The 26746-nt window shown below is 71.4% G+C and carries 25 protein-coding genes and 1 pseudogene; 7 read left to right on the forward strand and 19 right to left on the reverse strand.

Going from position 1 to position 26746, the window contains the following annotated elements:
- Window positions 1–50 precede the first annotated feature (50 nt).
- Both AMIS_RS37375 and AMIS_RS37380 read right to left on the reverse strand, forming a co-directional pair.
- Window positions 51–2666 (reverse strand): adenylate/guanylate cyclase domain-containing protein, encoded by a 2616-nt coding sequence (locus tag AMIS_RS37375; RefSeq protein WP_014447679.1) that lies wholly within the window; start codon window positions 2664–2666, stop codon window positions 51–53.
- 468 nt (window positions 2667–3134) lie between these two features.
- Entirely contained in the window at window positions 3135–3356 is a 222-nt protein-coding gene (locus AMIS_RS37380; RefSeq protein WP_014447680.1) for an FmdB family zinc ribbon protein, read from the reverse strand.
- Between the two features lie 242 nt (window positions 3357–3598).
- Here AMIS_RS37380 and AMIS_RS44470 point away from each other — a divergent pair, with 242 nt between their 5' ends.
- The gene (locus AMIS_RS44470; RefSeq protein ID WP_014447681.1) at window positions 3599–5149 is read left to right on the forward strand and encodes a lytic murein transglycosylase; all 1551 of its coding nucleotides are present in this window, start codon (window positions 3599–3601) and stop codon (window positions 5147–5149) included.
- A 76-nt stretch (window positions 5150–5225) separates the two neighbouring features.
- On the forward strand, window positions 5226–6239 hold the full coding sequence (locus tag AMIS_RS37390; RefSeq protein WP_014447682.1) for a GNAT family N-acetyltransferase: 1014 nt from the start codon (window positions 5226–5228) through the stop codon (window positions 6237–6239).
- On the opposite strand, the gene hemB is transcribed toward AMIS_RS37390, so the two are convergent.
- The 8 genes from hemB to AMIS_RS37430 all read right to left on the reverse strand — a co-directional run bounded on the left by hemB (window position 6236) and on the right by AMIS_RS37430 (window position 14574).
- Window positions 6236–7219 (reverse strand): porphobilinogen synthase, encoded by a 984-nt coding sequence (gene hemB, locus AMIS_RS37395; RefSeq protein WP_014447683.1) that lies wholly within the window; start codon window positions 7217–7219, stop codon window positions 6236–6238. The genes AMIS_RS37390 and hemB overlap by 4 nt on opposite strands.
- A gap of 60 nt (window positions 7220–7279) precedes the next feature.
- Complete coding sequence (locus tag AMIS_RS37400; RefSeq protein WP_014447684.1) at window positions 7280–8866, reverse strand: bifunctional uroporphyrinogen-III C-methyltransferase/uroporphyrinogen-III synthase; 1587 nt, start codon at window positions 8864–8866, stop codon at window positions 7280–7282.
- Complete coding sequence (hemC, locus tag AMIS_RS37405) at window positions 8863–9789, reverse strand: hydroxymethylbilane synthase (RefSeq protein WP_014447685.1); 927 nt, start codon at window positions 9787–9789, stop codon at window positions 8863–8865. Before hemC ends, AMIS_RS37400 begins: the two co-directional genes overlap by 4 nt.
- On the reverse strand, window positions 9786–11102 hold the full coding sequence (locus tag AMIS_RS37410) for a glutamyl-tRNA reductase (protein ID WP_014447686.1): 1317 nt from the start codon (window positions 11100–11102) through the stop codon (window positions 9786–9788). The genes hemC and AMIS_RS37410 overlap by 4 nt, the downstream gene beginning before the upstream one ends.
- Complete coding sequence (locus AMIS_RS37415; protein ID WP_014447687.1) at window positions 11099–11839, reverse strand: redox-sensing transcriptional repressor Rex; 741 nt, start codon at window positions 11837–11839, stop codon at window positions 11099–11101. Before AMIS_RS37415 ends, AMIS_RS37410 begins: the two co-directional genes overlap by 4 nt.
- A 232-nt stretch (window positions 11840–12071) precedes the next feature.
- The gene (locus AMIS_RS37420) at window positions 12072–12806 is read right to left on the reverse strand and encodes an HAD family hydrolase (protein ID WP_014447688.1); all 735 of its coding nucleotides are present in this window, start codon (window positions 12804–12806) and stop codon (window positions 12072–12074) included.
- A gap of 11 nt (window positions 12807–12817) precedes the next feature.
- Window positions 12818–13066, reverse strand: coding sequence for a glutaredoxin family protein (locus tag AMIS_RS37425; RefSeq protein ID WP_014447689.1), 249 nt, complete (start codon window positions 13064–13066; stop codon window positions 12818–12820).
- A complete protein-coding gene (locus AMIS_RS37430; protein WP_014447690.1) occupies window positions 13063–14574 on the reverse strand; it encodes an AMP-binding protein in 1512 nt (503 codons plus the stop codon). Before AMIS_RS37430 ends, AMIS_RS37425 begins: the two co-directional genes overlap by 4 nt.
- Window positions 14575–14948: 374 nt before the next feature.
- Between AMIS_RS37430 and AMIS_RS37435 the strand changes: the two genes are divergently transcribed.
- A complete protein-coding gene (locus AMIS_RS37435) occupies window positions 14949–15902 on the forward strand; it encodes an ECF subfamily RNA polymerase sigma factor, BldN family (RefSeq protein WP_041830307.1) in 954 nt (317 codons plus the stop codon).
- A gap of 166 nt (window positions 15903–16068) precedes the next feature.
- Window positions 16069–16938: pseudogene (locus tag AMIS_RS37440) on the forward strand (DUF5667 domain-containing protein); the annotation flags it as partial.
- Window positions 16939–17383: 445 nt separating this feature from the next.
- Here the strand turns inward: AMIS_RS37440 and AMIS_RS37445 are convergent.
- From AMIS_RS37445 to AMIS_RS37460, 5 genes are all read right to left on the reverse strand, one after another.
- Window positions 17384–18376 carry a lysophospholipid acyltransferase family protein gene (locus AMIS_RS37445; protein ID WP_014447693.1) on the reverse strand — a complete coding sequence of 331 codons (993 nt, stop codon included), beginning with the start codon at window positions 18374–18376 and terminating at the stop codon, window positions 17384–17386.
- Window positions 18373–19464 (reverse strand): NAD-dependent epimerase/dehydratase family protein, encoded by a 1092-nt coding sequence (locus AMIS_RS37450; protein ID WP_014447694.1) that lies wholly within the window; start codon window positions 19462–19464, stop codon window positions 18373–18375. The genes AMIS_RS37445 and AMIS_RS37450 overlap by 4 nt, the downstream gene beginning before the upstream one ends.
- A gap of 93 nt (window positions 19465–19557) precedes the next feature.
- On the reverse strand, window positions 19558–19659 hold the full coding sequence (locus tag AMIS_RS42135; RefSeq protein ID WP_007465623.1) for a 30S ribosomal protein bS22: 102 nt from the start codon (window positions 19657–19659) through the stop codon (window positions 19558–19560).
- 186 nt (window positions 19660–19845) lie between these two features.
- Window positions 19846–20058 (reverse strand): helix-turn-helix domain-containing protein, encoded by a 213-nt coding sequence (locus tag AMIS_RS37455; protein WP_014447695.1) that lies wholly within the window; start codon window positions 20056–20058, stop codon window positions 19846–19848.
- Window positions 20059–20202: 144 nt separating this feature from the next.
- Window positions 20203–21102, reverse strand: coding sequence for a proline dehydrogenase family protein (locus AMIS_RS37460; protein WP_014447696.1), 900 nt, complete (start codon window positions 21100–21102; stop codon window positions 20203–20205).
- An 87-nt stretch (window positions 21103–21189) separates the two neighbouring features.
- Here AMIS_RS37460 and AMIS_RS37465 point away from each other — a divergent pair, with 87 nt between their 5' ends.
- On the forward strand, window positions 21190–21723 hold the full coding sequence (locus AMIS_RS37465) for a CGNR zinc finger domain-containing protein (protein ID WP_014447697.1): 534 nt from the start codon (window positions 21190–21192) through the stop codon (window positions 21721–21723).
- A gap of 71 nt (window positions 21724–21794) precedes the next feature.
- On the opposite strand, the gene AMIS_RS37470 is transcribed toward AMIS_RS37465, so the two are convergent.
- Entirely contained in the window at window positions 21795–22613 is an 819-nt protein-coding gene (locus AMIS_RS37470) for a sugar phosphate isomerase/epimerase family protein (protein WP_014447698.1), read from the reverse strand.
- Between the two features lie 84 nt (window positions 22614–22697).
- Here AMIS_RS37470 and AMIS_RS37475 point away from each other — a divergent pair, with 84 nt between their 5' ends.
- Window positions 22698–23525, forward strand: coding sequence for a hypothetical protein (locus AMIS_RS37475; protein WP_014447699.1), 828 nt, complete (start codon window positions 22698–22700; stop codon window positions 23523–23525).
- Window positions 23526–23551: 26 nt separating this feature from the next.
- Here AMIS_RS37475 and AMIS_RS43205 read toward each other — a convergent pair whose 3' ends face one another.
- The 3 genes from AMIS_RS43205 to AMIS_RS37485 form a co-directional block, all read right to left on the reverse strand.
- Window positions 23552–23698 (reverse strand): hypothetical protein, encoded by a 147-nt coding sequence (locus AMIS_RS43205; RefSeq protein ID WP_014447700.1) that lies wholly within the window; start codon window positions 23696–23698, stop codon window positions 23552–23554.
- 146 nt (window positions 23699–23844) lie between these two features.
- Window positions 23845–24528 carry a response regulator transcription factor gene (locus AMIS_RS37480; RefSeq protein WP_014447701.1) on the reverse strand — a complete coding sequence of 228 codons (684 nt, stop codon included), beginning with the start codon at window positions 24526–24528 and terminating at the stop codon, window positions 23845–23847.
- A 74-nt stretch (window positions 24529–24602) separates the two neighbouring features.
- The gene (locus AMIS_RS37485; protein WP_014447702.1) at window positions 24603–25883 is read right to left on the reverse strand and encodes a sensor histidine kinase; all 1281 of its coding nucleotides are present in this window, start codon (window positions 25881–25883) and stop codon (window positions 24603–24605) included.
- A gap of 198 nt (window positions 25884–26081) precedes the next feature.
- Here AMIS_RS37485 and phoU point away from each other — a divergent pair, with 198 nt between their 5' ends.
- Window positions 26082–26735 carry a phosphate signaling complex protein PhoU gene (gene phoU, locus AMIS_RS37490; protein WP_014447703.1) on the forward strand — a complete coding sequence of 218 codons (654 nt, stop codon included), beginning with the start codon at window positions 26082–26084 and terminating at the stop codon, window positions 26733–26735.
- Window positions 26736–26746: the final 11 nt, after the last annotated feature.

A 26746-nucleotide genomic window follows, 5' to 3' on the forward strand; every position in this document is an offset into this window, starting at 1 on the left:
GAGCCCCGCCATCCGCGTCGGCCCCTCAACGGCACGTCACGTAACCGGGGCTATGAGCCGGTCACCGCATTCGCGAAGCGGACCGCGCCGTCCTCCATGTCGGGATGTTCGACGGCCAGAGCCAGCGCCACGATCCGATCAAAGCCCTGCCCCGCGCCGTCCGCATAGGCCGCGTCGAAGGCCGCGTCCCCGAGCGCAGCCCGCAATTCCGCCTGCTGCGCCGACCAGAACGCGCCGAACGACTCGGTACGCCGCGCACCCCGCGCCGCCTCCGCCCCGCCGAAGAGAACTGTCGCGGTGGACGGGTCCCCACCCAGGACGCAGCGGACCGCGATCGCCGCGACCGCGTCCGCGGCGGCGCCCCGGAACCCGTGCCGCAGCCTTGACCGCAACGCCACCACCAGGTGGTCGTGCGCCGCCACCAGGTCACGGCGGCGAAGCGCGACCATGCCGAGCAGCCAGTCCACGGCCCGCCGGCCCCGGTCCTCCGGATGTGCCGCCTCGATCTGGCGCGCGCCGGCGAGCAGCTCGGCGGCCTCGGCCAGTGCGTCCCGGCGCCACAGCAGCTCGGCCAGGGCCAGCACCGCCGGGAGCGCCGCGGACGGGGCGCCGAGCCGGTCCGCCTCGGCGATCACGTGACGGCAGGCCCGCTCGGCGACTTCGGCGTCACCGTCCAGGTGCACCCGCTGGGCGGCGAGCGACCGGATCAGCAGCGCGGGATCCCCGGACCGGCGGGCCTGCTCCTCGGCCCGGGCGAGGAACAGCTCCCGCTCCACCCGGTCCTCGGCGAGCCCGGCGTGGACCAGGTAGGCGCCGGCCAGCTCGCGCGGACCGGTCTCGTCGCCGACCCGCTGGTAGAGACGCCCCAGCAGGTCACGGCCCTCACCGGCGCCGCCGTGCTCGCGCCACCACGGGTCAAGCGCGCCGGCCAGCCGCAGACCGTCGCCCACGGCACCACTCGTCGCGGCCCAGCGCAACGCGGTCTGCCACTCCGCCACGAACGGGCTCAGCTCGGTGAGCGAGACCGTGCCGTCGGTGTCCGCGGCGACCTTCTCCAGCACCTGCATCGCCCAGGTCAGGTGACGGTCGCGAACCGCCTGCTCGTCGCCGGCGGCGGAGAGTTTGCGGAGGGCGTATGCCCGTACCTGATCGGAAAGCCGATAGCGCGGGCCGGGCACCACCTCGACCACCGATTTGTCGGCGAGCTCGGAGAGCGCGCCGAGGGCTTCCGCGCCGCACCACTCCACCGTGGCGAGATCGACCGGGCCGGCGAAGACCGCGAGCCGGCGCAGCAGGTCCGCGGCCCGGCTGCCGAGGGTCCGATAGGACCAGGCCAGATTGTTCGTCAGGCTGGCGTGCCGGCCGTCGCCCGCGGCGTCGTTGTCGAGCGCGCCGAGCGGGTCGTCCAGTCGCCGGGCCAGCTGCTCGGCCGGCAGCAGACGCAGCCGGGACGCCGCGAGTTCGATCGCCAGCGGCGACCCCTCCAGCCGGGCTGCCAGGCACGCCAGCTGCTGATCTCCGTCGCCCGCCCGGCCGCCCTGCGCGGCCGAGGCACGCTCCCGCAGCAGCGCGAACGCGTCGGCGGGCGCCAGCGGCGGGATCCGCCAGACGGTCTCGCCGGGCATCCCCAGCGGCGCCCGGCCGGTCGCCACCACATCGAGCCGCCGGCACCTGCTGAGCAGGCGGTGCACCAGCGTCGCGGTCAGCGCCGGCGCCGCGTCACACGTCTGCAGCACTACCAGCATCCGCCGCTCGGCGCACTGCTCGACCAGGGTGTCGATCATCGGACGTCCCGGTTCCGGGCGCAGACCCAGGGCCGCGGCCAGCGTCGCGGGCAGGCCGTCTGCCGCGGTTGCGGCATCGATCGTCCAGATTCCGCCCGGGTACGCGGGGAGCAGCTGCTCCGCCACCGCCAGCGTGAGCCGGGTCTTGCCGGCGCCACCCGGTCCCACCACCGTGACCAGTCGGTTGTGGCTGATCAGCTCGGCCAGCTCGGCGGACTCGGCGGTCCGGCCGACGAACCGGCTGGACGGCGCGGGCAGGTTGTGACGTGGCGCCTCAGCGGTGCGCGGGCGGGGGAACTCGCGCTCCAGCCCCGGCGCGAGCACCTGGAAGATCCGCTCGTCGTCGTCGAAGCCGCGCAGCCGGAACGCGCCGAGGTCCAGCAGGTCGACGTCGGCAAGAGTCTGTGCCTGGCCGGACGGCCGGTGCACGGGTGCGGTGTACGCGGCCGTGACGGCCAGCGCCGTCGCCTCCGAGCAGAGGATCTGGCCGCCGTGGGCCGCTGCGGACACGCGGGCCGCCCGGTGCACCTCGGCGCTCGCGTACTCCCGGCCGACCGGTGTGGCCCGTCCGGTGTGCAGTCCCATCCGGACCCGGGGCACCGCGTCGCGTCGCGGCCAGTCGTGTGCGGACAGTCGCCGCTGCGCCTCCACGCACGCTGCGACGGCCGCGTCAGCGTTCGCGAACGCGATGAAAAATGAGTCACCCTCCGTAAGGAGCTCGACACCACCGAAGTCGGCCAGCACAGCGCGTAGCACTGAGCGATGCGCTCCGAGCACACCTCGGTATGCCTCGCCGAGCATCCTGGCCAACCGCGTGGAGCCCTCTATGTCGGTGAACATGAAGGTCACCAGGCCACTGGGTAGCTCGCTCCATCCCGACACGGTGGACCCTCCGCCCCCTTTTTGGAAGTCGCGCCTCATGCTGCCGTATCTGTGCGTTACCGCCCATCGTAGAAACGGACGGTAATCATTTGCCCGCCATGGCCGACCCCTTACGGATGACCTGAGATCGCCACATCGACGCGTGACGTACGGGACTACGCGTCTCGTAACGAAAGAGATCGAAGGCGGAAACGCCACAACTGGCGGAAAGCGCCAGGACGTTCGGGTGTACCCGTACGAGGCAACGAATCGGCACGCGGCGCGAGCGGGGGCTCACCCGCCGCAGTCGATCGTGGAACGCCTCTGTCCCGCACCGGCGGGCCGCGCCACCGGCCCCGCCGCGCGCAGCGGGGCCATCAGGCCCGCCGTGCGCGGCCGGCCGCCGAGTCCGCCGTGCACCGCTGGGCCGCCGAGCCCCGGGGCGCGCGGCAGGGCCGCCGAACCCGCCGTGCGCGGCTCGTCCTTCGGTCAGCAGCCGCAGGCGCCTCCGCAGCAGCCGCCGCCGGAGGGACGGGCGGGGGCGGCGGCCGGGGAGGCGCCACCGCGGCCGGTCACGGCGACTGTGGACAGGAGCTTCACGGTGTCGCCGTGGCCCTGCGGGCAGGGTGCCGGCTCGGCGGCCTCGCTCATCGGGCGGCTGATCTCGAAGGTGGCGGCGCAGGCGCGGCACCGGAACTCATAACGCGGCATCCGACCAGCGTAGGGCCCCTGCGGCAGTCCGCGCACCGAGAGTTTCCACAGGGCCGGATCGACTTCCGCGAGGGGTGACACGAACGGGTAGGGTCAACGCCGTGGCGGAGGCACCGAAGACACCGGCAGAGCGTTTCGAGCTGCGCTCGGCGGCACCACGCCAGAGGCAGCCGTTGAGCGGCTCCGGCACGACCCCGGGCGACAAGTCGGGAAAATCGGGCGGGGCTCCACAGGTGGGCGCGATGCCGCAGGTGGGCGCGATGCCGGCGGGCGGGACCACAGCGGAGAGTTCTCCGGCGGGCGCCGGGACGGAAGGGCTGACGAAGCCGCCCACCGCCCCGAAGACAGATGCCGCCAGCAAGGACGATTCCGGCAAGCCGGGCAGCGAGGCGAAGCCCAACCCGGCCCAGCCCGAGCCACCCAAGACCGAGGCGAACAAGCCCGAGGCCAACAAGATCGAGGCGAGCAAGGCCGACGCGAGCAAGACCGAGAGCGCCAAGCCCGAGGACGCCAAAGCGGAAGCAGGCAAGTCCGAAGCAGGCAAGACCGAGGCAGGCAAGACCGAAGCAGGCAAGGGCGACAAATCCGATGCGGGCGGCAAGGGCGACAAGAGCGCTGAGGCCGCGAGCGGCAAGAGCGAGCCGGCCACTGCCGTCGCAGCCGCTGCGGGTGTGGGAGTGGGGCGGCGGTCTCTGCGGGCTGTCGGGCGGGCGGGGCGGGCCACCGCCGTGTGGGCCAAGGGACCCAACGGTCGTGTCGTCATCCCCGGCTTCGTCATCGTGGCTCTGGTGATCCTGGCGGGGACGTCGGGGGCGTACCTCGTACCCAAGGCTTTGGAGGCCGGGCCTGCGCCCAGCGCAAGCGGACCGGGGGATCCGGCTGCGGGGATGAGCGGGCTTCCGGTGGACGGTGGCGCGGGGCTGCCCGGCGCAGGCGCGACCGGATTGCCCGGCGCGGGAGCGACCGGGCTGCCGGGCGCCGGGGCGACAGGCCTGCCCGGCGCCGGTCTGCCTGGCGCGGGCGCCACGGGGCTGCCCGGCGCGGGCGCCACCGGACTACCCGGAGCCGGGGCGACCGGACTGCCCGGCGCGGGAGCCACCGGACTGCCGGGCGCTACGACGGGGCTGCCGGCCACCGGGCTTCCGGGGGCTGGGCTTCCAGGAGCGGGACTTCCGGGAGCGGGAGTGCCCACCACGCAGCCCGGGGCGGTGACCGGTGGGCGGCCGGCCGACGCGCTCGCGAGCTGGGCCACCCAGATCGGCACCAAGGTCGGCATCCCGGTCGTGGCGGTGCAGGCCTATGGGTACGCCGAGCTGGTCGTCGCCAAGACCACGCCGTCCTGCCACCTGAGCTGGACCACGCTCGCCGCGCTCGCCAAGGTCGAGTCCGACCACGGCGCGTTCAACGGCGCGGTGCTCGGCGTGGACGGGGTCGCCTCCCCGACGATCTACGGCCTGCCGCTGAACGGGCAGGGCGGGCGGCAGATGATCGCGGACACCGACCGGGGGCAGCTCGACGGCGACGCCAGCTTCGACCGGGCGATCGGGCCGATGCAATTCATCCCGTCGACCTGGAAGGAGAACGCGGTCGACGCGGACCGGGACGGCGTGACGAACCCGAACGACATCGACGACGCCGCGCTGACCGCCGCCGTCTACCTCTGCAAGGGCGGGCGCGACCTCGCCAAGGCGGAGTCCTGGTGGGACGCGATCCTGTCGTACAACGCGGTCCGGCCGTATGCACAGAGGGTTTTCCAGTACGCGGACGACTACGGACGCCGCAGCCAGAGCTGACACTCTCGGTGAGCAGACCGGCACTTTTGCGTGGTGAGCACTTCCCTAGTGGTCACGTTAACGGCACGATGTACGGGTGAGGGTGCGTGAATGGGATCCACGCTCCGCGTCCGCGGCCGAGATCCAGTCGCTCGTGGAGACGGTGAACGCGGCCATGGCCGCTGATCTCCCCGATGATCCACCCTGGCGTGACGTGCAGGTCCGGGACTATCTGGCCGAGACCATGCCGGGCGAGCGCCGGATCACCTGGGTGGTCGAGGACGACCGGGTGCCCGAGGGCGAGGGTGAGATCTTCGCTCACGTCAACATCCTGCTGCTCGGCGACATCGGGGTGCTGGAGATCCTGGTCCGGCCCGATCTGCGCCGGCGAGGGCTCGGGCGTCAGCTGGTGGGGGTGGCGGCCCGCCGGGCGTACCTGGAAGGTTTCACCTCGATCGGGGTGGAGGCGATCGGCGGCACCACGGCCATCCCGTTCTACGAGTCGCTGGGCTTCGAGCGGGAGTACGCGGAGGCCCGCAGCGTGCTCAACCTCGAATCGGTCGACTGGCTGGCGCTGGGCGCGATGGCGAGCGGGATCAGCTCCGGCTACCGCGTGGAGTACCACCCGGGTGGCCCGCCGGACTCGCTGCTGGAGGCGTACGCGCTGGCCAAGGCGGAGGCCCAGAACGACGACGACGATCTCGACCTGGCGCCTCGCTCGTCCGATCCGCAGCGTCTTCGCGAGTCGATCGAAACGCTTCACAAGCGCGGCCTGAAGCCCTACATCGTGCTCGCGATCCACGAGGGCACCGGTGCCGTCGCCGGGCTGACCGAGGTGGTCGTGCCCGCTCAGCATCCCGAGCGGGCCGACCAGTACGACACGATCGTGGTCCGGGAGCACCGCGGTTACGGCATCGACCGGGCGATCAAGGCCCGGATGCTGTTCGAGCTGCGCTCCGCGGAGCCCACCCTGCGCCAGGTGCAGACCTGGAACGCCCAGCACAACGAGTCGATGCTGAAGGTCAACGCCGAGCTCGGTTACCAGTCGGACCGGGACTGGTACGAGTACATCGCCGACGTCTCCCACCTGGTCCAGCGGCTTGAGCCCTAACCCCGCAGGAGCCCGGCGACCTCGCTGGCCCAGTAGGTGAGCGTGATCTGGGCGCCGGCCCGCTTGATCGAGGTCAGCGACTCCAGGATCACCCGCTCCCGGTCGATCCATCCGTTGGCGGCGGCGGCCTCGACCATCGCGTACTCGCCGGAGACCTGGTAGGCGGCGACCGGGACGGTCACCCGCTCGCGGATCGCGGCGATCACGTCGAGGTAGGCCAGGGCCGGCTTCACCATGACGATGTCGGCACCCTCGGCCACGTCCAGGTCGACCTCGCGCAGCGCCTCCCGCAGGTTCGGCGGGTCCTGCTGGTACTGCCGGCGGTCGCCCTGCAGGGTGGACTCGACGGCCTCGCGGAACGGGCCGTAGAACGCCCCGGCGTACTTCGCGGAGTAGGCGAGGATCCCGATGTCCTGGTGGCCGGCCTTGTCGAGGGCCCGCCGGACCACGCCGATCTGGCCGTCCATCATTCCGGACGGGCCGACCATGTGCGCGCCGGCCTCGGCCTGGGCCACGGCCATCTCGGCGTAGATTTCCAGGGTGGCGTCGTTGTCGACGGAACCGTCGGCGGCGAGCACGCCGCAGTGCCCGTGCGAGGTGAACTCGTCCAGGCAGAGGTCGCCCATCACCACTGTCGCGTCGCCGAACTCGCGGCGGAGGTCGCGGAGGCCGACGTTGAGGATGCCCTCGGGGTCGAGCCCGGCCGAGCCGGTCTCGTCCTTGTTGGCGTCGTCCGGCACGCCGAAGAGCATCAGGCCGCCGACGCCGGCGCTGACCGCGTCGTGCGCGGCCTTCAGCAGCGACTCGCGGGTGTGCTGGACGACGCCCGGCATCGAGCTGATCGGCTTCGGCTCGGTCAGCCCCTCCTTCAGGAAGACCGGAAGGACCAGCTCGGACGGGGCGATCCTGGTCTCCTCGACGAGGCGGCGGATCGCCGGGGTGCGCCGCAGCCGGCGCGGGCGGATATCGGGGAAGGACATCGGAACTCCCGGGAACGAGTGAGGCGCGCCGGTTCACAACCGGCGCGCCTCATCAGTAGATCAGCGGAATCGCAGTGCCGTGGGGCCCTGGACCTTGGACCCGCGGCGCTGCTTGGCCGGCATCGCGGCCAGCTTCTCGCGCAGCTCCAGCGCGTACTCCGCGAGCGCCTCGACCAGGTCCGGCACCGACGCGTTCTGCGGCTGGGTGTCGACCCGCAGGCCGAACTCGACGGCGGTCTCCGCCGTCTTCGGCCCGATCACCGCGACCACCGTGCGGGCGTGCGGCTTGCCGGCGATGCCGACCAGGTTCCGCACGGTCGAGGACGAGGTGAAGAGCACCGCGTCGAAGCCGCCCGACTTGATCGCGTCGCGGATCTCGGCCGGCGGCGGGGCCGCCCGCACCGTCCGGTACGCGGTGACGTCGTCGACCTCCCAGCCGCGCTCGATGAGCCCGGCCGCGAGGGTCTCGGTGGCGATGTCGGCGCGCGGCAGCAGCACCCGGCCGACCGGGTCGAGGATCTCGTCGTGCGGCGAGAACTCGGCCAGCAGGCCCTCGCTGGACTGCTCGCCGGCCGGGATCAGCTCCGGCTGGATGCCGAACGCGCGGACCGCCTCGGCGGTCGCCTCACCGATGCACGCGATCTTGACGCCGCCGAAGTGGCGGGCGTCCAGGCCGTGCTCGGCGAACTTCTCCCAGACGGCCCGGACCGCGTTCACCGAAGTGAAGATCACCCAGGCGTACCGGCCGTCGACCAGGCCCTTGACCGCGCGCTCCATCTGCGCCGGGGTACGCGGCGGCTCGACCGCGATGGTCGGCACCTCGCACGGGATCGCGCCGTAGGCACGCAGCCGGGCGCTCATCGCGCCGGCCTGCTCCTTGGTCCGCGGCACGAGCACCTTCCAGCCGTACAGCGGGCGGTTCTCCCACCAGCTCATGCTGTCGCGCTCGGCGACCTCGGAGCCGACGGTGAGCACGACCCGGCCGGTGAAGCCGAGCGCGGCCGCGACGAAGCTGTCCACGGTCGAGGTGGTGGTGTACTGCGTCTCGCCGGTGCCGTCGCCGGTCACGCCGACCGGGACGCCCGGCTCGACACCGGCGGCGAGCAGGCCGTCGCGCACGGCGGCCAGGTCACCGGCGTCCACGGCGACCGCGAACGAGCCCTTCTGAGCCGCGCCGGCGAGCGCGTCGAAGTCCAGGGTGGTGATGTCGTCGACGTCGGCGGCGACCCGTACGCCGGGCAGCGGCACACCGGCGTACGCCGCGACGCCCTCGGCCTGGCCGATGCCGGGGATCACCTCGAAGTGCACGGCGGTCCGGGCGACCGCCTGCACCTCCTTGACCACCGAGTCGTGGCCGAACGGGTCGCCGGCGACCAGGTGCACCGCGGAGAGGCCGGACTTGGCGGCGGAGAGCAGCACCTTGGCGACGTCGCCGGGGGCGCCCTCGGCCGGGCTGAACTGGGCGTCTTCCTTGGCGTCGGAACGGATCGCGCTCAGCAGCGACTCGGGCACGCCGCGGTCGTAGACCACCTGGTCGGCATCGGTCAGCGCCGCGTACGCGCGACGGGTCAGCAGCTCCGGGTCGCCGGGTCCGGCGCCGATGAACGCGATGCGTCCGGCTGGCTTACGGGCGGTGCGGGTGGTCATTCTGTGCTCCCCATCAGGGTATCGGCGCCGGCGTCGAGGAGATCGATGGCGAGTGCCTTGCCGATCTCCGCCGCGCCGGCGGGCGTTCCGGTGCGCGACAGCCGGATGGCTCGAACCCCATCTGGGCTGATCACCGCACCGCGCAGGTAGATCTCGTCACCGTTCTCACCTTCGGCGAGCTCGGCATAGGCGGCGACCGGGGCGGAGCACCCGGCCTCCAGCGTGGCAAGCAACGCCCGTTCCGCCATGACGGCGGCCCGGGTCGGTGCGTGGTCGAGCTCGGACAGCAGCCCGACCAGGTCCGCGTCGCCGGCCCGGCACTCCACCGCCAGCGCGCCCTGGGCAGGGGCGGGCAGCATGAGCATCGGGTCGAGCGTCTCGCTGATCTGAGCGGTCCGGCCGAGACGCGCCAGACCGGCTCGGGCGAGGACGACGGCGTCGAGGTCGGCCTCGGGGCCGAGCACTCGTGCAATCCGCGTGTCCACGTTCCCTCGAATCGGCGTGACCTGCAACTCTAGGCCGAGAGCACGCAGTTGCGCGATTCGGCGCACCGCTCCGGTCCCGATCTTGGAACCGGGCGGGAGTTCGGCGAGGGTCAGGCCGTCCCGGCTGATCAACGCGTCCCGGGGGTCCTCCCGCACCGGGACGGCGGCGATGTGCAGCCGCGGGTGGGCAGCAGTGGGCAGGTCCTTGTACGAGTGGACGGCGAAGTCGATCTCATCGGCGACCAGCGCGTCACGCAGCGCGGACACGAAGACACCCACGCCCAGCCGGGCGACGGGCTCCGCGGATTTGTCGCCGGGAGTGACGATCCGGACCAGCTCCACCGGGCGGCCGGTGGCAGCGGTCAGCGCGTCGGCGACCATCTGCGACTGGGTGACGGCCAGGGCGCTGCCCCGGGTGCCGAGCCGAAGCGGTTTCACGCCTTCCCCCCGATCTCCGGCACCGCGTTCGCGTGGGTGGCGAGCGGCACGTCCAGGTCGAACAGTTCACGCAGCAGCGCCGCGTACTGATCCCCGCCGGGCTCGGCGGCCAGCTGCCGGACCCGTACCGTCGGCGAATGCAGCAGTTGCTGCACGACCCGGTGCAGGGTACGGGAAACATCGGCCCGCTGCTCCTCGGTGAAGTCCGGCCGCCGCGAGACCAGCTTGCGCATCTCCGCCGAGACCACCTCCTCCGCACGGGTCCGCAACGCCGCCACGGTAGGCGCGATCTCCGCGCCGCGCAGCCAGCCGAGGAAGTTGTCCACCTCACTGGCGACGATCTGCTCGACGGCAGCGGTCTCGGCCGCCGCGGGCAACGCCCGGCGGCTCGCCGCGAGGCTGTCGATGTCGACCACGACCAGGCCCGGCAGGTCGGCGGCGTCCGGCGCCACGTCCCGCGGCACGGCCAGGTCCAGCACGACGAGCGGGTGCGCGGCGCCGCCTCGGGCGGCGAGCGCCGCCTCCAGCCGGGCGCGGGTCAGCACCGGCTCGGTGGACGCGGTCGCGCTGACCACGATGTCCACCTCACGCAGGGCCGTCTCCAGCTCCTCGAAGCCGACCGCGACCGCGCCGTACGCCTCGGCCAGCCGGTCGGCACGCTCCAGGCTGCGGTTGGTGATCCGCAGCGGGCCCACCCCGGTACGCGTCAGCGTGGCCACCGAGAGCGCGCCCATCGCGCCCGCCCCGATCACCAGCGCGGGCCGCCCGGACAGGTCGCCACCGAGGTGGTCGGCGGCCACGTCCAGCGCGGCCGTCACGACGCTCTGGCCGGCCCGGTCGATGCCGGTCTCGGCGTGCGCCCGCTTGCCGACCCGCAGCGCCTGCTGCATCAGCTCGTGCAGCAGCCGGCCGGCGGAGTCCACCTCGGTCGCCGCGTGGTACGCGTCGCGCAGCTGCCCGAGGATCTGCGCCTCGCCGACGACCATCGAGTCGAGACCGGACGAGACCCGGAACGAGTGCTGGACCGCCGCCTCGCCGTAGTGCACGTAGAGATGGCCGGCGAGCTCGTTGGCCGGGATGCCGGAGTGCTCGGCGAGCACGTTGCAGATGTCGCCGAGGCCGCCGTGGAAGCCGGAGACCGCCGCGTAGACCTCGACCCGGTTGCAGGTGGAGACCACGACGGCCTCACCCACGTACGGCTGGGCGACGAGCCTCTGCAGCAACTCGGGCACCGCGGACTCGGGAATGGCGAGCCGCTCCAGGGCCGCGACGTCGGCGGTGCGGTACGAGGCACCGATGCTGAGCAGGTTCACGAGCCGACCGCCTCCTGATTGCCCGCCGCGGCGGACCGGCCACCAGGTAGCGCGGTCAGAGACGCCTTGCGGTGCTCATGGAACGAAAGGATCTGCAGCTCTATCGCGAGATCCACCTTACGAACATCAACATTGGGGGGCACCGAGAGCACGCCCGGCGCGAAGTTCAGGATGCTTGTCACACCGGCGGCGACCAGCACGTCGGCCACCGCCTGGGCGGAGCCGGGCGGGGTGGCGATGACGCCGATCGCGATCGACTCCTCGGCGGCGACCGCGTTCAGGTCGTCGATGTGCCGCACGGTGAGGCCGTTGATCCGCTCGCCGACCTTGTTCGGGTCGGCGTCGAAGAGGGCCACCACCCGGAAACCACGGCTCGCGAACCCGGCGTAACCCGCCAGAGCCTGCCCGAGGTTGCCGACGCCGACCAGGCAGACCGCCCGGTTCTTGTCCAGCCCGAGGATGTACTCGATCTGGTCGACGAGCAGGGCCACGTCGTAACCGACGCCCCGCGTGCCGTACGAACCGAGGTGCGAGAGGTCCTTGCGGAGCTTCGCGGAGTTCACTCCGGCCGCGGCCGCGAGGCCCTCACTGGAGACGGTCTCGGCGCCGGTCTCGGCGAGGTGGTGGAGAGCCCGCAGGTACTCGGGCAGCCGCGCGATAGTGGCCTCCGGGAGATCCGGGAAGGCCGGGACGCCACCGGCATCGCCGGGCGTGCTTCCTTGACGCTGCTGACTCATCTGACTCCGTGCCGACGAGGCGGACCTGCGGTGAGCCCTGTCTGTGCGATACCGGTGAAACCCTCTTGGGGCGGCTGTGGTAGCGGGGCTCGTCGGAGTCACAGAGTAGGCGCTTGTGAAGGCGTGCACAAATCGCGATCTTGTCGGGACAATTGGACAAGATCGACCCAGCTGTGTTAGCCGAGCCGACCTGTCGAGTATTACCGAGCGACACCCGCCAGGGCCACCTGACTCAGAGTGAGCCTTTTCCAACGTGACCAGGGCCTCGCTTGCCGGCGCCGGAGAACGGCCCGGCCGCTTCAGGCCCGATGTCAGGTTGAAAATTGCTCATTGACATGGCCATCTTTACCGCGCCTACCAGCGTGTCGGCGACCGGATAGCCGGAAGTGCGCAGCCGGTCCGGGTCGGTGAAGCCGCCGGTGTAGAGGACCGCCGCCCCGCCGACCGACTCGGCGGCGTGCGCGTCATCCAGAGAGTCACCGATCATGACGACGTTGCCGCCGTCGACGCCGAGCTCGGCCAGATGCCGGGCCAGGTGCCCGGCCTTCAGGTCGCCGCCGACCTCGGTGCGCAATCCGTCGATCCGGGCGAAGAGGCCGGCCAGGCCGAACGTCTCGACGGCCGGGACCAGCTCGTTGTGGAACCACATGGAGAGCAGCGACTGCGATCCCGGCCAGGTCCTGATCGCGGCCATCGCGTCGGCGGCCAGCGAGATGTCGGTCAGCCCGAGACGGTACGCGTCGTGGAAGATCACATCGAGCCGCCCGAACTCCTCGGCGTCCACGGCCCGGCCGAGCATCTCGGCGTAGAACTCCGCCACCGGCCGGCGGAACGCGCGCCGGTGCTCGTCGGCGGCGACGCTGCGCCCGCCGGCCGTGGCGAACGCGGCGTTGGTCGAGGAGACCACCAGGTGAAGGTCGTCGAGAAGGGTGCCGTTCCAGTCCCAGACCAGGTGCTTAGCTGTCACGAGGAGCAAAGTTACAGGCGTGGTTCCCCTGGCTGTCGAGCCAAATCCCGCAGCAGGCGCTCCTCCTCGATCCGCCAGTACCCGTGTTCCTTGCCGTCCAGCAGCAGCACCGGCACCCGGTCGCCGTAATCGCGCTCCAGCTCGATGTCGGAGTCCACGTCGACCTTGGTCCACTGCTGCGGCGCGATCCGGTCCAGGGTCTGCTCGGCGACCTCGCAGAGGTGGCAGCCGGTCCGGCTGATCAGGGTGAGTCGGTTCATAGCTCCTTCTTACGCACTTTGCCGATCGGCGACCGGGGCAGCTCGGTGACCAGCTCGATCCCGGGCAGCTTGAAGCGAGCCAGCCGGGCCGCGCACCACACCTGCAGCTCGGCCACGCTCGGCGGCGGGTCGCCCGCGGCCACCACGTACGCGTGCGGCCGCTGCCCGGACTCCGCGTCGGGCACCGCGACCACGGCGGCGGCGGCCACCCTCGGATGCCCGTCCAGCACCCGTTCTATCTCGGCGGGGTAGACGTTGAAGCCGTTCACCAGGATCAGCTCCCCGATCCGGTCGACCAGGACCAGGTCGCCGTCGCCGTCCGCGTACGCCACGTCGCCGGTCGGCCACCAGCCGTCCGGGCCGGGGCCGCCGCTGCCGTCCGGCCAGTAACCGGAGAAGAGGTTGGGGCCGCGCACCACGATCTCGCCGGGGTCGGTGCCGGCTGAGGCCGCGACGTCCAGGTCCAGCTCGGCACGGTCCAGCTCGGCAAGGTCGTCATCGACCGATGGGGTGCCGTCGCGCCACAGCTCGGCGCCGGTCGGGTCGCGCAGCAGCAGCTCGATCCCGGGCAGCGGCCGGCCGATCGAGTCGCTCTTGTCCCGGTGACTGACGGCGGTGGTGGTGAGGACGGGCGCGGTCTCGGTCAGCCCGTACCCGATCAGGATGCTCTTGCCGGTCGCGGCGTGGAAGCGCGCCGCCGTGCCCGCGCCCAGCGGCGCCGCGCCACAGACCGCGGTCCGCAGGCCGCGCAGCGACTCGGCAGCGCCGGGCGCCGCGATCCAGGCCTGATACATACCGGGCACGCCGACCGCGACCGTCACGTCGTGCCGGGTGATCAGCGCGAGCGTCTCCGCCGGGTCGAAACGCTCGGCCAGCACCCCTGTCGCCGCGTGGTGGGCGACCGTGCCGAGCCCGGTGTTCAGGCCGTAGGCGTGGAAGAACGGCACCGCGAGCAGCACCACGTCGCCGGAGCCGACCACCGGCGGCTCGATCCGGTCCAGCTGGTCGTGGTTGGCCGCCAGCGCGGCGTGGGTGAGCATGGCCCCTTTCGGACGCCCGCTCGTGCCCGAGGTGTAGAGCAGGACCGCGAGATCCGCTGCCTTCACCGCCGGCAGGATGCCGTCCCCGGCCTCCTGCCCATCGGGTACGCGGGGAGCGGTCACCAGGCGCAGCCGGGGCGGTCCCGCCGGTTCCCCCACGATCAGCACCGCCCCCGAGTCCATCACCGCGTGATCGATCTCGCGGGCCGTGTAACCGGGATTGAGCGGCACCGCGACCCGGCCGGCGCGCAGCACTCCGAAGTAGGCGACGGCGAAGTCCACGGTGTTGCCGAGGACCAGCGCGACCCGGTCGCCGGGCGCGGTGCGCGCGGCCGTCCAGTGCGCCGCGGCGGACACGCGGCTGTCCAATTCCGCCCATGTGAGGACCGCGTCACCGGCGATCAGGGCGGGCCGGTCGGGGTGGCGGCCGGCGGCCTCGGCAACCGGATCGCGGGCGGGTTCCTCCACGAGGCCCGAGTTTGGCACAAACGGCCCCGGAGCGGCATGCCGGACATCAGGTCCGTCGGTTCCGGCGCTCCACCGGCAATCGTCGAGCCGACGGCGCACGCGGTAAAGATCCGATTCGCGGCTTTACTCGGAGCGCACATGGTGTGCGACTCCCTGTGTCCGAAGTCGGTGATACTTCCGTCTGCGTAACGGAATCCACACCAACGGGTGAGGTCGACCAGCTTTTCAGCGGGTTGACCCGCCCCTTTTGTTGTGAGTGACCACCCTCATCCCGAGGAGGCCGCTGTGCCACACAAAGCACGGAATCATGGCGAATTCATGTCTGGCGGGACTGATTCGCGATCGTCGCAGGCCCGCCGGGTTGAGGAGGCGAAGTGACTCATGTGTACGCCGGGGACCCGTTCCACCGCGATGTCCTCGCGGCCCGGCTCGCGCTCAACGAGGGCTTGAACACCCTGCGTGAGTCGTTCGACGGCGGAATCGTCAACGCGATCCGCGGCGACAGCCCGAAGCAGACCGGCAGCCGCCGGACGCCCAACGGGCCGCCGGCCGTCACCCAGCCACACGGAGGCAACGGCAAGTTCGGCGGCCGGGCCGGCTCACCCCGCCCGCCCGCCCAGCCGACCGCGGGTCAGCGGTCGAACATCGGGGAGGCGGAGACGACGCCGGGCGACCACACCGTCGTCCTGCCGACCCAGAGCACCACCGGACCGCCCACCGAGACCGCGCCGCCGAAACACCCGGCCCGGCCCGATCGTGGCGACCCCGCCGCCGAGGTGTGGGCGCTCGTCGAACGGGCACAGGCCGGCGAGGCCGAGGCCTTCGGACTGATCTACGACCGGTACGTGGACACCGTCTTCCGGTTCGTCTACTTCCGGGTCGGCAACCGGCAGCTCGCCGAGGACCTCACCTCGGACACCTTCCTGCGCGCGCTCAAGCGGATCGGCAGCTTCACCTGGCAGGGCCGTGACCTCGGCGCCTGGCTGGTCACGATCGCCCGCAACCTGGTCGCCGACCACTTCAAGTCGGGGCGCTACCGCCTCGAGGTGACCACCGGGGACGTCCTCGACGCCGACCGGGAGGACCGCGGACCGGAGGGCAGCCCGGAATCCGCAGTGGTCGACCACATCACGAACGTCGCCCTGCTCACCGCGGTCAAGCAGCTCAACCCCGAGCAGCAGGAGTGCATCGTGCTGCGCTTCCTGCAGGGCTTCTCGGTGGCCGAGACGGCACAGACCATGGGCAAGAACGAGGGCGCCATCAAGGCCCTGCAGTACCGGGCAGTCCGGGCGCTCAACCGGCTGCTGCCGGAAGGGTTCCAGTCTTGATCAGGCGCTCTCGGATGTCGATCTCCGATACCCGACGGCACCCCCTCGTACCCGTAACCGGTGCCGCGTGTCGCGCGTTTGTCCGGATGCGAGCCGGGGCCGGTAAATCCGCCTCCGTCGCCTACGCCGGCCCGCAGGCCGGCGAGACAGCCACGAGCGAGGGGAGGTGCCCACGGTGAAGTTCGAATTCCTGGACCGCCGGAGCGCCGAGCGCTTCGCGGAACTACTCGACGAGGCCGGCGGCGCCCGTCGGCACCACACCCGTGGGCAAGCCGACGAGGAGCTCAACCGGCTGGTCGCCATCGGCAGCCGCCTCGGCGCGGCCCGGCCCGGCGCACCTGTCGAATCCGAGTTCCGCGTGGGCCTGCGCGCCATGCTGGTCGCCACGGCCGAGCGGGACGGCATCGGCCGGACCGCCGTCGACGACGCCGAACCCGTCATCGACACGACCGGCGGAAGCAGGCGTTCGTTCTTCGGCCGCCGGATCCGGGCCCGGGGCGCGATCGTGATCGGCGTCGCCGCCGGTGCGATGGCGGTCTCCGGGATCTCCGCGGCGAGCGAGAGCGCATCGCCCGGCGACGCGCTCTACGGCGTCAAGCGATCCACCGAGCGGGCGCAGCTGGCGATCGCCGGTTCGGACGTGTCTCGGGGACAGCTCTCGCTGGACTTCGCCCGCAACCGGCTGGCCGAGGCGGTCGCCATGGACGGCGGCGACCCGGCGTTCCGTACGGTGCTGGACGACATGGACGCGGACACACGCAAGGGTGTCCGGCTGCTCAACACGTCCGCCGTCTCTCATCAGGACACCAAGCCGCTGACCACGCTGGACGGTTTCGTCGTGGCGCAGCGCAAGGTGTTCGCACCGGCCCTGGGCGAGCTCTCCCCGGCCAACCGGGACCGGGCCGCGGCGTCGCTGGCGCTGCTGGAGGACGTGGCGGGCCGCACCGATCGGCTGCGGGCCGGCCTCGACTGCGAGAAGGTCACGCCGAGCGGATCCGACGAGCTGGGGCCGAAACTGCGCACCTGTGGCGGCGACGACGAGGACGACGCCTCCGCCGGACCGGCCGCGCACCCGAAGCCCGGGCACACCGGCGGCAAGTCGCCGAGCAAGCAGCAGGGTCAGGTCTCCACACCGAAACCGTCGAAGAGCGTGAGCACCACGAAGCCGGCCGACGCCGGCGACGCGGCGACCGTGCCGGGCACGGTGGCGCCGACGACCACGGCGCCGTCGAAGTCTCCGGCGCGGATCGGGGCGACGTCGCCCACGCCCACCGTCCCGGTGACGACTCCTCCGGTCATCGTGGACGAGGAGCAGGACGGCGGAGTGCTGGGCGGGTTGCTGAACGACCTGTTCTGAGCCGGACAGCTGGCGAGGGGCGGTGCCGAAAGTCGTTGTCGACTTCGGGGCCGCCCCTCAACTGTCACTATAGGTCGGTCCGGGCGATTCATTCCAGTGACTGCGACTATGTGTCACTTGACGGTCACGGACCGAATGCGTCCGGTCGCTTCTCCAGCAGTTCGTGCAGGGTCGCCTGGATCGTCTCCCGGACCTGGTCGGCGAGGTTGTAGACGACGAGCGGGTCGTCGGCGAACTCGGTCAGATGCGCGGTCGGGATCGGCGGGCAGAACTGGATCAGCCACTTACTCGGCAGCGGCACCAGACCCAGCGGCCCGAGCAGCGGGAACGTCGGCGTCACCGGGAAGTACGGCACGCCGAGCAACCGGGCCAGCGGCTTCAGGTCAGCGAGGATCGGGTACGTCTCCTCGGCGCCGACGATCGCCACGGGGATGATCGGAGTGCCGGTGCGCAGCGCCGCCGACACGAACCCGCCCCGCCCGAACCGCTGCAGCTTGTAACGCTCGGAGAAGCGTTTCCCGATGCCCTTGAAGCCCTCCGGGAAGACGCCGACCAGCTGCCCGCTGGTCATCAGGCGCTCGGCGTCCGGGTTGCAGGCCACCGTGGCGCCGGCCGCCCGGGCCAGCTCGCTCATCACCGGCATCCGGAACACCAGGTCGGCGCCGAGCAGCCGCAGGTGCCGCTCGTGCGGGTGCTTGTCCCGCATCGCGACGGTGAGCATCAGCGCGTCCAGCGCGATCGTGCCGGAGTGGTTGCCGACCACCAGGCCACCGCCCTCGGCCGGCACGTTCTCGATGCCGAGCACCTCGGTGCGGAACCAGTCCCGGTACAGAATCTTGAGGATCGGCTGGAACACCGTGTCGGTGAGCTCCGGGTCGAAGCCGAAATCGTCCACTTCGTACGCCCCGGCCAGCCGGCGGCGCAGGAAGGCCAGCGCGCTCGCCAGCCGCTCGTCCCAGACGTCCGGGCTCTCCGCTCCGGACTCCCGGGTGTCGGGAGCCGGGACGGGCTCCGGGATCGGCCGGTTGCCGTTCACCCGCTGCACCGGCGGCGGTTTCGGCAACTGGAACTCGGCATGTCCGGGCAGCACGTCACGACGGTACTCGTCCTGACTCACGACCGGTCGCTTCCCACCGGCACCCGGTCCGGTGTGGCGTCCGCCCCGGCCCGGACCCGGCGGATGCCGTCCAGAATGGCCTGCTCGGCGGCGGCCAGACGGTCCGCGGTGAGGGTGGAACCGGCCACGTGCGCCTGGATGAACTCCTCGAACGCGGCAGTCGTGGTGCGCGGGGTGAAGCCGAACTCACGGATCAGGCGGGAGGTGTCCACCACCCGACCGTGCACGAAAAGGTCGATCTGGTCCAGGCCGATCTGCTCCACACCGAGATTGCGCAGCAGCGACGCGCCGGTGGAGAGCGCCGACTCGGGCAGCGGCAGCGCGACCCGGCCGGCCCGGCGGACCGCCTGGGCGAGCATCAGGACGCCGGCGCCGGCCACGTTGAACGTGCCGGGATGGTCCTCGATCACCGAGCGGTGCAGGACCTCCAGCGCGTCCTCGACGTGCACGAACTGGAGGCGGGCGTCCCGGCCTAGCACGGTCGGCACGACCGGCTGGGCGAAGTAGCGGGTCAGCGAGGTCTCGGCCGTCGAGCTGATCATGGGGGCGAACCGCAGCACGGTCGCGGCCACCTCGGGGCGGCGCCGGCGGAAACCCCTGACATACCCCTCGATGTCGAGGATGTCGCGGGCGAACGGCCCGCGCGGCACGGCGCGGGGCTCGGTGTCCTCGGTGAAGACGGCGGGGTCGCGGAACGAGGCGCCGTAGGCCGCCGTGGAGGAACGCACCACGAGTTTGCGCAGGCCGGGCGCGCCCTGGGCGGCCGCGAGCACCTGCATGGTGCCGATGACGTTCTGTTCTTTCATCGCGGCCCGGCCACCGTGACGGCCGTCGGGCACACTCGTCACGGCCAGGTGGACGACGGCCTCGGCGCCGAGATCGGCGATGGCCTCGGTGGCCGCGCGCGCGTCGGCCCGGATCCGCTCCACCCCCTCCAGCAGGCCGAGAAGGCCGGCTGGCGGGTCATGCGGGTCCAGGCCGACAACACGATCGATCCGTGGGTCAGCTGCGAGGCGGGCGGCCACTCGAGCGCCGAGATAACGGCTGACTCCGGTGACCACGACAACGCTGGGCGGTGAGGTCACCACGGGTGCACCTCTCGATGCGAGCCTCGGGACAGGGTCGGCAAGATCCGGTCGCGGCCGGGCGATGCTCCTCGATTCAGGGCGCCCGGCCGTCCGTCACTTGCCGAGACGGCGACGCTGGACGCGGGTCTTGCGCAGCAGCTTGCGGTGCTTCTTCTTCGCCATACGCTTGCGGCGCTTCTTGACCACGGAGCCCATACGAAAAGCCTCTCGAAACCATGTGGGTGGACCGACGACCCGAAGGCACGGCCGGTACCGGACTGGACGGCGCCCGGAGCGTGGCGTCACGATCGGCGCGCAGACCCGGGAACCAACCGCTCCAGCGTACCGGGACGATCGCAAGGGGCCAACACGACCCCGGCAGACGCCGGGGGCGGCCGGTCGTCAGGCGCTCTGCGAGAAGGCGCCGCGAAGATATTCGTGTACCGCGTGCTCCGGCACCCGGAACGAACGGCCGACCCGGACCGCGGTGAGGTCACCGCCGTGCACGAGCCGGTAGACGGTCATCTTGGAAACCCGCATGAGCGCGGCCACCTCGGCCACCGTCAGGAACCGTACCTCCGAGAGTCGTTCCTCGGTCTGGGCTGGACCCGTCATCTCGTCGCACCGATCCTTTCGCAGGCACGTGCGTGTCATCAGAACGGTATCGATACAGCTGTGACCAACGCGATGCGTTCCGTGAAATGCCTACAAAAAGTCAAGCCCGACACGCCGGATCTGAGAGCTTTTGGCCCTATTGGGTTACTTCCTTGAGGTGATGGCCTTGACCGGCCGTTCGGCGATCCGGCGCATCAGGTAGCCGTACCACTGATCGCCGTAGGGAAGGAAGACGCGGACCGTGTGCCCGCCCGCGGCGAGACGGGCCTGCTCGTCGGGACGGACCCCGTACAGAAGCTGGAATTCGTACTCCCCGGTCGACCTGTCGAACCAGCGGGCACGGTCCTCACCGATCGCGATGAGCCGCGGGTCGTGCGTCGCGATCATCGGGTAGCCCTCCCCCGACATCAGGATGTTGAGGCAGCGCACGAACGACTTGTCGACATCGAGCGCCGACGGGAACGCCACCGACTCGGGCTCCGCGTACGCCCCCTTGCAGAGCCGGACCCGGGAACCCGCCGTCGCCAGCTCCCGGCAGTCGCCCTCGGTCCGCCGCAGGTGCGCCTGCAGCGCCGTGCCGGTCCCGGGGAAGTCGCGGCGCAGCTCCAGCAGCGTCTCGAACATCGCGTCGGTGGTGGTGTGATCCTCGGCGTCCAGGGTCACCGTCGTGCCGGCCTCCGCCGCGGCCGCGCAGATCGCGTGCGCGTGCTCCAGCGCGAGTTTCTCGTCGATCCGCTGACCCAGCGCCGACAGTTTCAGGCTCACCTCGGCCACCGGGGTCAGGCCCGCCTCGCGCAGCCGGCCCAGGACCGTCACATACTCCTGGCGGACCGCCGCCGCCTGCTCCGCCGTCCGGGTGTCCCCCCTCAGGTGGTCGAGCGTCACGGCGAGACCGTCGTCGGCGAGCTCCCGGCTCACCCGCAACGCGTCGTCTGCGCTGCCGGCGATGAACCGCCGCACGAAACCCCTGCTGACAGGTGCTGACTCGGCCAGACGCTCGAGCCGGGACGAGCCGGCCGCGGCGAGAAAGAGGGAACGGAGCATGTGCCGAGGGTAACCTCCGGGCAGGTCGCCAAACGCCGCCGCGCTTCATACATGCCTTACGCGCCAACCTGCGGCTACCGTTGTCGGGTGAACTTCGATGCGTACGCCCGGACGGCAGTCGACCTCGTCAACGCCGGACTGGACGATCTCGCCGGGTTGCGGGCCTTGTTCTCCGGCGAGCAGGGCTACATGCGGGACCAGGTCGCCGAGAAGGACCTGGCCGCGTTCCGCCGCGCACAGCGCCGGCTGCGCGAGGTCTTCGAGTACGGCACGACCGGTCGCGACTCCGAGGCGGTGCGCGAGCTGAACACGATGCTCGAGGCGTACCCGGTGCAGCCGCGCATCTCCGGGCACGACGCCAGCGACTGGCACATGCACGTGGCCAGCCGCGGTTCGTCGGTCAGCGCGGAGTACCTGGCGGGCGCGGCGTGGGGCCTAGCGGTGTGGCTCTGTGAGTACGGCAGCGCCCGTTTCGGCATCTGCGCCGACGAGCGCTGCGGCAACGTCTATCTGGACACGTCGTCGAACAACTGCCGGCGTTTCTGCTCGGAGCGCTGCGCGACCCGGTCCCACGTGGCCGCCCACCGGGCCCGTAAGCGAGCGGCCCTGACCCCCGCCTGAGAGCACCACTGCGCCGCTCGCCACCCCGCCGCAACGCGACGCGCGGCGGGGGGGACGCTCCGGCGACCCGTCTATGCGCGGGGGTTGGTCAGGGTCGACTCGGCCGGGGCCAGGTGGCGGCGGGCGAACTCCAGCGCCTCGCGCAGATCGGCCTCGCGCGCGGCCCGGCTGGATGCCTTACGCGTGTTGATCTCCAGCGCCACCGAACCGGTGAAACCCCGGCCGGCCAGGCTGCGCAGCAGCTCGGCGCAGGGCTGGTTGCCGCGGCCGGGCACCAGGTGCTCGTCGCGGCCCTCGCCGGTGCCGTCGCCGAGGTGCACGTGTTTCAGCCCGGCGCCCATCTTGTCGGCCATCTCGAGCGCGTCGATCCGGGACGCCGCGCAGTGCGACAGGTCGAGCGTGTAGGCGTCGAAGCCGGTCTCGGTGGGATCCCAGCCCGGCGTGTACGGCACGAACCAGCGGCCGGCCATCTTCACCGGGAACATGTTCTCGATCGCGAACGACAGGTCGGGGTGCCGGCTGCGGACCTGCTCCAGGCCCTCGGCGAAGTTGCGGGCGTAGTCGCGCTGCCAGCTGAACGGCGGGTGCACCACCACGGTGGGCGCGCCGAGCGTCTCCGCCAGCTCGGCGGCTCTCGCCAGCCGCTCCCACGGGTCGGAGCTCCACACCCGCTGGGTGACCAGCAGACAGGGCGCGTGGACCGAGAGCACCGGCACGTCGTAGTGGTCGGCCAGTCCCTTGAGGGCGCCGGCGTCCTGGCTGACGGCATCGGTCCACACCATGACCTCGAGGCCGTCGTAACCCACCGTGGCCGCCATTTCGAACGCGGCCGCAGTCGGCTCCGGGAAGACCGACGAGCTGGAGAGAAGCACGGGAACGCGGGAACTCACCAGTCAAGGGTAGCCGCGTCCGGCACGCACGGATATATCACCTCTAAACGGTCAGGGTCCACCATTGGGCGTACGCTGAGCCGGATGAGCCGCACGCAGCCGCCCGCCGAGGTCCCGCTCGACTTCCCTCGCGAGTGGATCGAATTTCTCGATCCCGCCGACGAGCAGCACCTCGTCCGCGCCGACCTTACCTGGCTGCTCTCCCGCTGGACCTGCGTTTTCGGGTCGGCCTGCCGGGGCATCCTGCCGGGCCGGGCGGAGGACGGCTGCTGTTCGCACGGCGCGTTCTTCACCGACGCGGACGACGAGAACCGGGTGAAGGCGGCCGCCGCGAAACTCACTCCGGAGACGTGGCAGCACCACCGTCGCGGGTTCAAGAATTACACCGAGATGGATTCCGTCGACGGGACCAAACCCGCACGGCGTACGGCCACCCGATCCGGTGACGGGCCGTGCGTGTTCCTCAACGACGCGGACTTCCCGGCCGGCGGCGGCTGCGCGCTTCACGCCCAGGCGCTGCGGGACGGCGTGCATCCGCTCGTCTACAAGCCGGACGTCTGCTGGCAGCTGCCGGTCCGCCGGGAACAGGACTGGATCAAAAGAGCCGACGGTACGAAACTGCTGCAGTCCACTCTGACCGAGTTCGACCGCCGCGGCTGGGGCCCGGGCGGTCACGACCTGGCCTGGTGGTGCACGTCGTCACCGGACGCGCACGTCGGCACCGAACCGATGTACGTCACCTACGGCCCCGAGCTGACCGCGCTCATCGGCGAGGCGGCCTACGACAAGCTCGCCGAACTCTGCGCCGCCCGCCTCAGCTCCGGCCTGATCGCCATCCACCCGGCGACCGCCCTGGCCACAGCCCCGAAAAAACGGGGCGGTCGCGAGCCCGCTTCCCCCCGCAACACCTGACCGGGCACCGCACAGCGGGCCCGCCCTCACACACCGGAGAGCTCGTCCGTCAACTCCCGGAGTCGCTGCCGGATCCGAGCGCTGCCACCTCGCGGCCGCTCGCGGTCGGCCAGCAGCCACGGGTCCTCGGCATGCGTGAGGTGTTGCAGGTCGAGGCCGGTGAGGGGCGGCACCTCTCGAGCCAGGGGGCGGGACTCGGCGCAACCACCCGCCCGTCCCCGGCGGACGCGCAGCGGCCTGGAGTGGGCAGCTGGTCGCGTGGCCGGTCGGGGACGGGTCGGGTTCGGTGGGAGGGTTTCGCTCGTACCCTCCAAGGTTCTCAGGGCTCGAACTTGTAGCCCAGACCGCGCACCGTGACGATGTAGCGCGGGGCCGACGGCTCGGGTTCGACCTTGGAGCGCAGGCGCTTGACGTGGACGTCGAGGGTCTTGGTGTCGCCGACGTAATCGGCGCCCCAGACGCGGTCGATCAGCTGGCCGCGGGTGAGGACCCGGCCGGCGTTGCGGAGCAGCAGCTCGAGGAGCTCGAACTCCTTGAGCGGCAGCTGGACGCCGGCGCCGTCGACGGTGACCACGTGGCGTTCCACGTCCATCCGGACCGGGCCGGCGGCGAGCGTCGGGGTGGTCACCTCGGCGGCCTCGGTGCCCTGGCGGCGCAGCACGGCACGGATCCGGGCGACCAGCTCACGCGGTGAGTACGGCTTGGTGACGTAGTCGTCCGCACCGATCTCCAGGCCGACAACCTTGTCGATCTCGCTGTCCCGGGCGGTGACCATGATGATCGGGACGGCCGAGCGCTGCCGCAGCTGGCGGCAGACCTCGGTGCCGGACATCTCCGGCAGCATGAGGTCGAGCAGCACGATGTCGGCACCGGTCCGGTCGAACTGCGTGAGAGCGGAGGTTCCGGTCGCAGCGACCGACACCTCGAAACCCTCTTTACGCAGCATGTACGACAGTGCGTCGGAGAACGACTCCTCGTCCTCGACCACGAGCACGCGGGCCAATGTGGTTCCTTCCGTCGTCGGTGGCAGGGCATATCTGAGTTTTCCGGGTGTTGCGGCGGAGCCGCCCGGAGGACTCAGCGCCCGGCCACACCAGACTCGATCTCAATCGCCGTCGGTGACGGCGAGGGGGCTTCCGGGGGACGCGCAGGTAGGCGCAGGGTGAACGTAGAGCCGTCGCCGAGGGCGCTGGTGACGTCGACACGGCCACCGTGGTTGGTGGCGATGTGCTTGACGATGGCCAGGCCGAGGCCGGTGCCACCGGTGGAGCGGGACCGTGCCTGATCAGCACGGTAGAACCGTTCGAAGATCCGGTCGACGTCCTGCGGAGCGATGCCGATGCCCTGATCGGCGACGTCGATCTCGATCCAGTCGTCGCTCTGCCGCATGGTGAGCGAGACCTTGGTGTCCTCGCCGGAGTACGCGATCGCGTTCTCGACGAGATTGGTGACGGCGGTGGCGATCTGGCTGTCGTTGCCGTACGCCATGGCGCCCTTGGGGCCGTCGTAGACGACCTCGATGTTCTTGGCCGACGACGTGGTGCGGGTCCGGTCCACCACCTCGGCGATCACCCAGTCCAGCGGAACCGGCTCCGGGTCCGGCAGCGGCTCGGCCCCCTGCAGGCGGCTGAGCTCCAGCAACTCGCTGACCAGCCGGCCCATCCGGGCCGACTCGTGGTGGATGCGCTCGGCGAACCGGCGCGCCGCGATCAGGTCCTCGGACTGCGCCTCGGGCGCCGAATCGGGCAGCTGGGTGGCGTCCAGCAGCGCCTCGGCCAGCAGCTGCAGGGCGCCGATCGGGGTCTTCAGCTCGTGGCTCACGTTCGCCACGAAGTCGCGGCGGACGCGGGCCAGCCGGTGCGACTCGGTCACGTCGGCGGCCTCGACCGCGACGTGCGTGGAGTTGAGAGCGACGGCGCGCAGGTGCAGTCCGAGCGGGGCCTGCGTGCCACCGGCGCGGCCTCGCGGCAGGTCGAGCTCCACCTCGCGACGCACGCCTGTGCGTCGCACCTGCCCCGCCAGGGTACGGAGAATGGGATGCGCGGCGATCGTGCCGGGCGCCCCGCCGGAGCGCAGCAGACCCATCGCCCGCGCCGCCGGGTTCACCAGCACGGGGTGATCGTCCGAGTCGAGCACGACGACACCGACCCGCAGTGAGTCGAGACTCTTCCGGCCGAGCCCTTTCATCCCGTTCTTACCTGCCGGGCGGTCATCGTCCGGTTCGATGGCGGCGCTCCCCTCCAGCGGCCCTTTCGGGTCCGTCTCGCCTTGCCGGCGGACCCGGGCCAGAACCAGACCCGCCCCCACACCGACGGCGAGCGCGAGCAGGATGAGGCCGACGGCGTACTTCCATTCCACGCTGCGATCGTAGGGTCATTGTTTACCTGCGCTACAGGGCCAAAAGTACAAATCGGGCCGACGTCGAATAATGTTCACCACTACGCCTGGCGTCGTTCACCGCTGTTCACGTTCGCGCCGCCGGTCACCCATAGCGTGGGGCATGACAACCGGCCGCCCGAATCTCGGGCCGGCCCTGAGGAGCACCGGGATACAGACATGCGCGAGGAGTACCAGGCCGACCTCGTCGAGGTGGGCCGTCTTTTGGTGACCATGGCAGAGGCGGTCCGCGCCGCGCTGCGCAAGGCGACGACCGCGCTGCTGACCGCCGACCTCAAGGCCGCCGAGGCCGTGATCGAGCGGGACGCGGACGTCGACAAGATCTACGAGCAGGTGGAGATCAAGGTCGCCGACACCATCGCCCGGCAGGCGCCGGTCGCGAGCGACCTGCGGCGAGTGATCACCGCCCTGCACATCTCCGCCGACCTGGAGCGGATGGGCGACCTGGCCGAGCACGTGGCGAAGACCGCCGCCCGCCGGCACCCGTCGCCGGCCGTGCCGGCCGAGCTGCGCCCGACGTTCCAGCAGATGGCGGACGTGTCCGACCGGATGGCCGAGAAGCTGATCACGCTGCTCGGCAAGCCCGACGTGGCGCTCGCCGCCGAACTCGAGTCGGACGACGACGCGATCGACGACGCCGAGCGGCACCTCTTCAAGATCATGCTGGCCGACGACTGGCCGTACGGCGCGGAGACCGCCATCGACGGCGCGCTGCTCGGCCGGTTCTACGAGCGGTACGCCGACCACGCCGTGAACATCGGCGAGCACGTGATCTACCTGGTCACGGGAGAAACCCCGGCCGTGCAGAACTGAATCGATCCGCG

This window comes from Actinoplanes missouriensis 431, from assembly GCF_000284295.1.
Classification (GTDB): domain Bacteria; phylum Actinomycetota; class Actinomycetes; order Mycobacteriales; family Micromonosporaceae; genus Actinoplanes; species Actinoplanes missouriensis.

What these genes read in the sequence shown, in the direction of transcription:
- AMIS_RS44470 (WP_014447681.1), top strand. Translation starts at nt 3,599, where the DNA reads ATGCCGCAGGTGGGCGCGATGCCGGCGGGCGGGACCACAGCGGAGAGT.
- AMIS_RS42135 (WP_007465623.1), bottom strand. Translation starts at nt 19,659, where the DNA reads ATGGGCTCCGTGGTCAAGAAGCGCCGCAAGCGTATGGCGAAGAAGAAG.
- AMIS_RS37380 (WP_014447680.1), bottom strand. Translation starts at nt 3,356, where the DNA reads ATGCCGCGTTATGAGTTCCGGTGCCGCGCCTGCGCCGCCACCTTCGAG.
- AMIS_RS37400 (WP_014447684.1), bottom strand. Translation starts at nt 8,866, where the DNA reads ATGACCACCCGCACCGCCCGTAAGCCAGCCGGACGCATCGCGTTCATC.
- AMIS_RS37475 (WP_014447699.1), top strand. Translation starts at nt 22,698, where the DNA reads ATGAGCCGCACGCAGCCGCCCGCCGAGGTCCCGCTCGACTTCCCTCGC.
- hemB (WP_014447683.1), bottom strand. Translation starts at nt 7,219, where the DNA reads ATGTCCTTCCCCGATATCCGCCCGCGCCGGCTGCGGCGCACCCCGGCG.
- phoU (WP_014447703.1), top strand. Translation starts at nt 26,082, where the DNA reads ATGCGCGAGGAGTACCAGGCCGACCTCGTCGAGGTGGGCCGTCTTTTG.
- AMIS_RS37455 (WP_014447695.1), bottom strand. Translation starts at nt 20,058, where the DNA reads ATGACGGGTCCAGCCCAGACCGAGGAACGACTCTCGGAGGTACGGTTC.
- AMIS_RS37460 (WP_014447696.1), bottom strand. Translation starts at nt 21,102, where the DNA reads ATGCTCCGTTCCCTCTTTCTCGCCGCGGCCGGCTCGTCCCGGCTCGAG.
- AMIS_RS37425 (WP_014447689.1), bottom strand. Translation starts at nt 13,066, where the DNA reads ATGAACCGACTCACCCTGATCAGCCGGACCGGCTGCCACCTCTGCGAG.
- AMIS_RS37415 (WP_014447687.1), bottom strand. Translation starts at nt 11,839, where the DNA reads ATGAGTCAGCAGCGTCAAGGAAGCACGCCCGGCGATGCCGGTGGCGTC.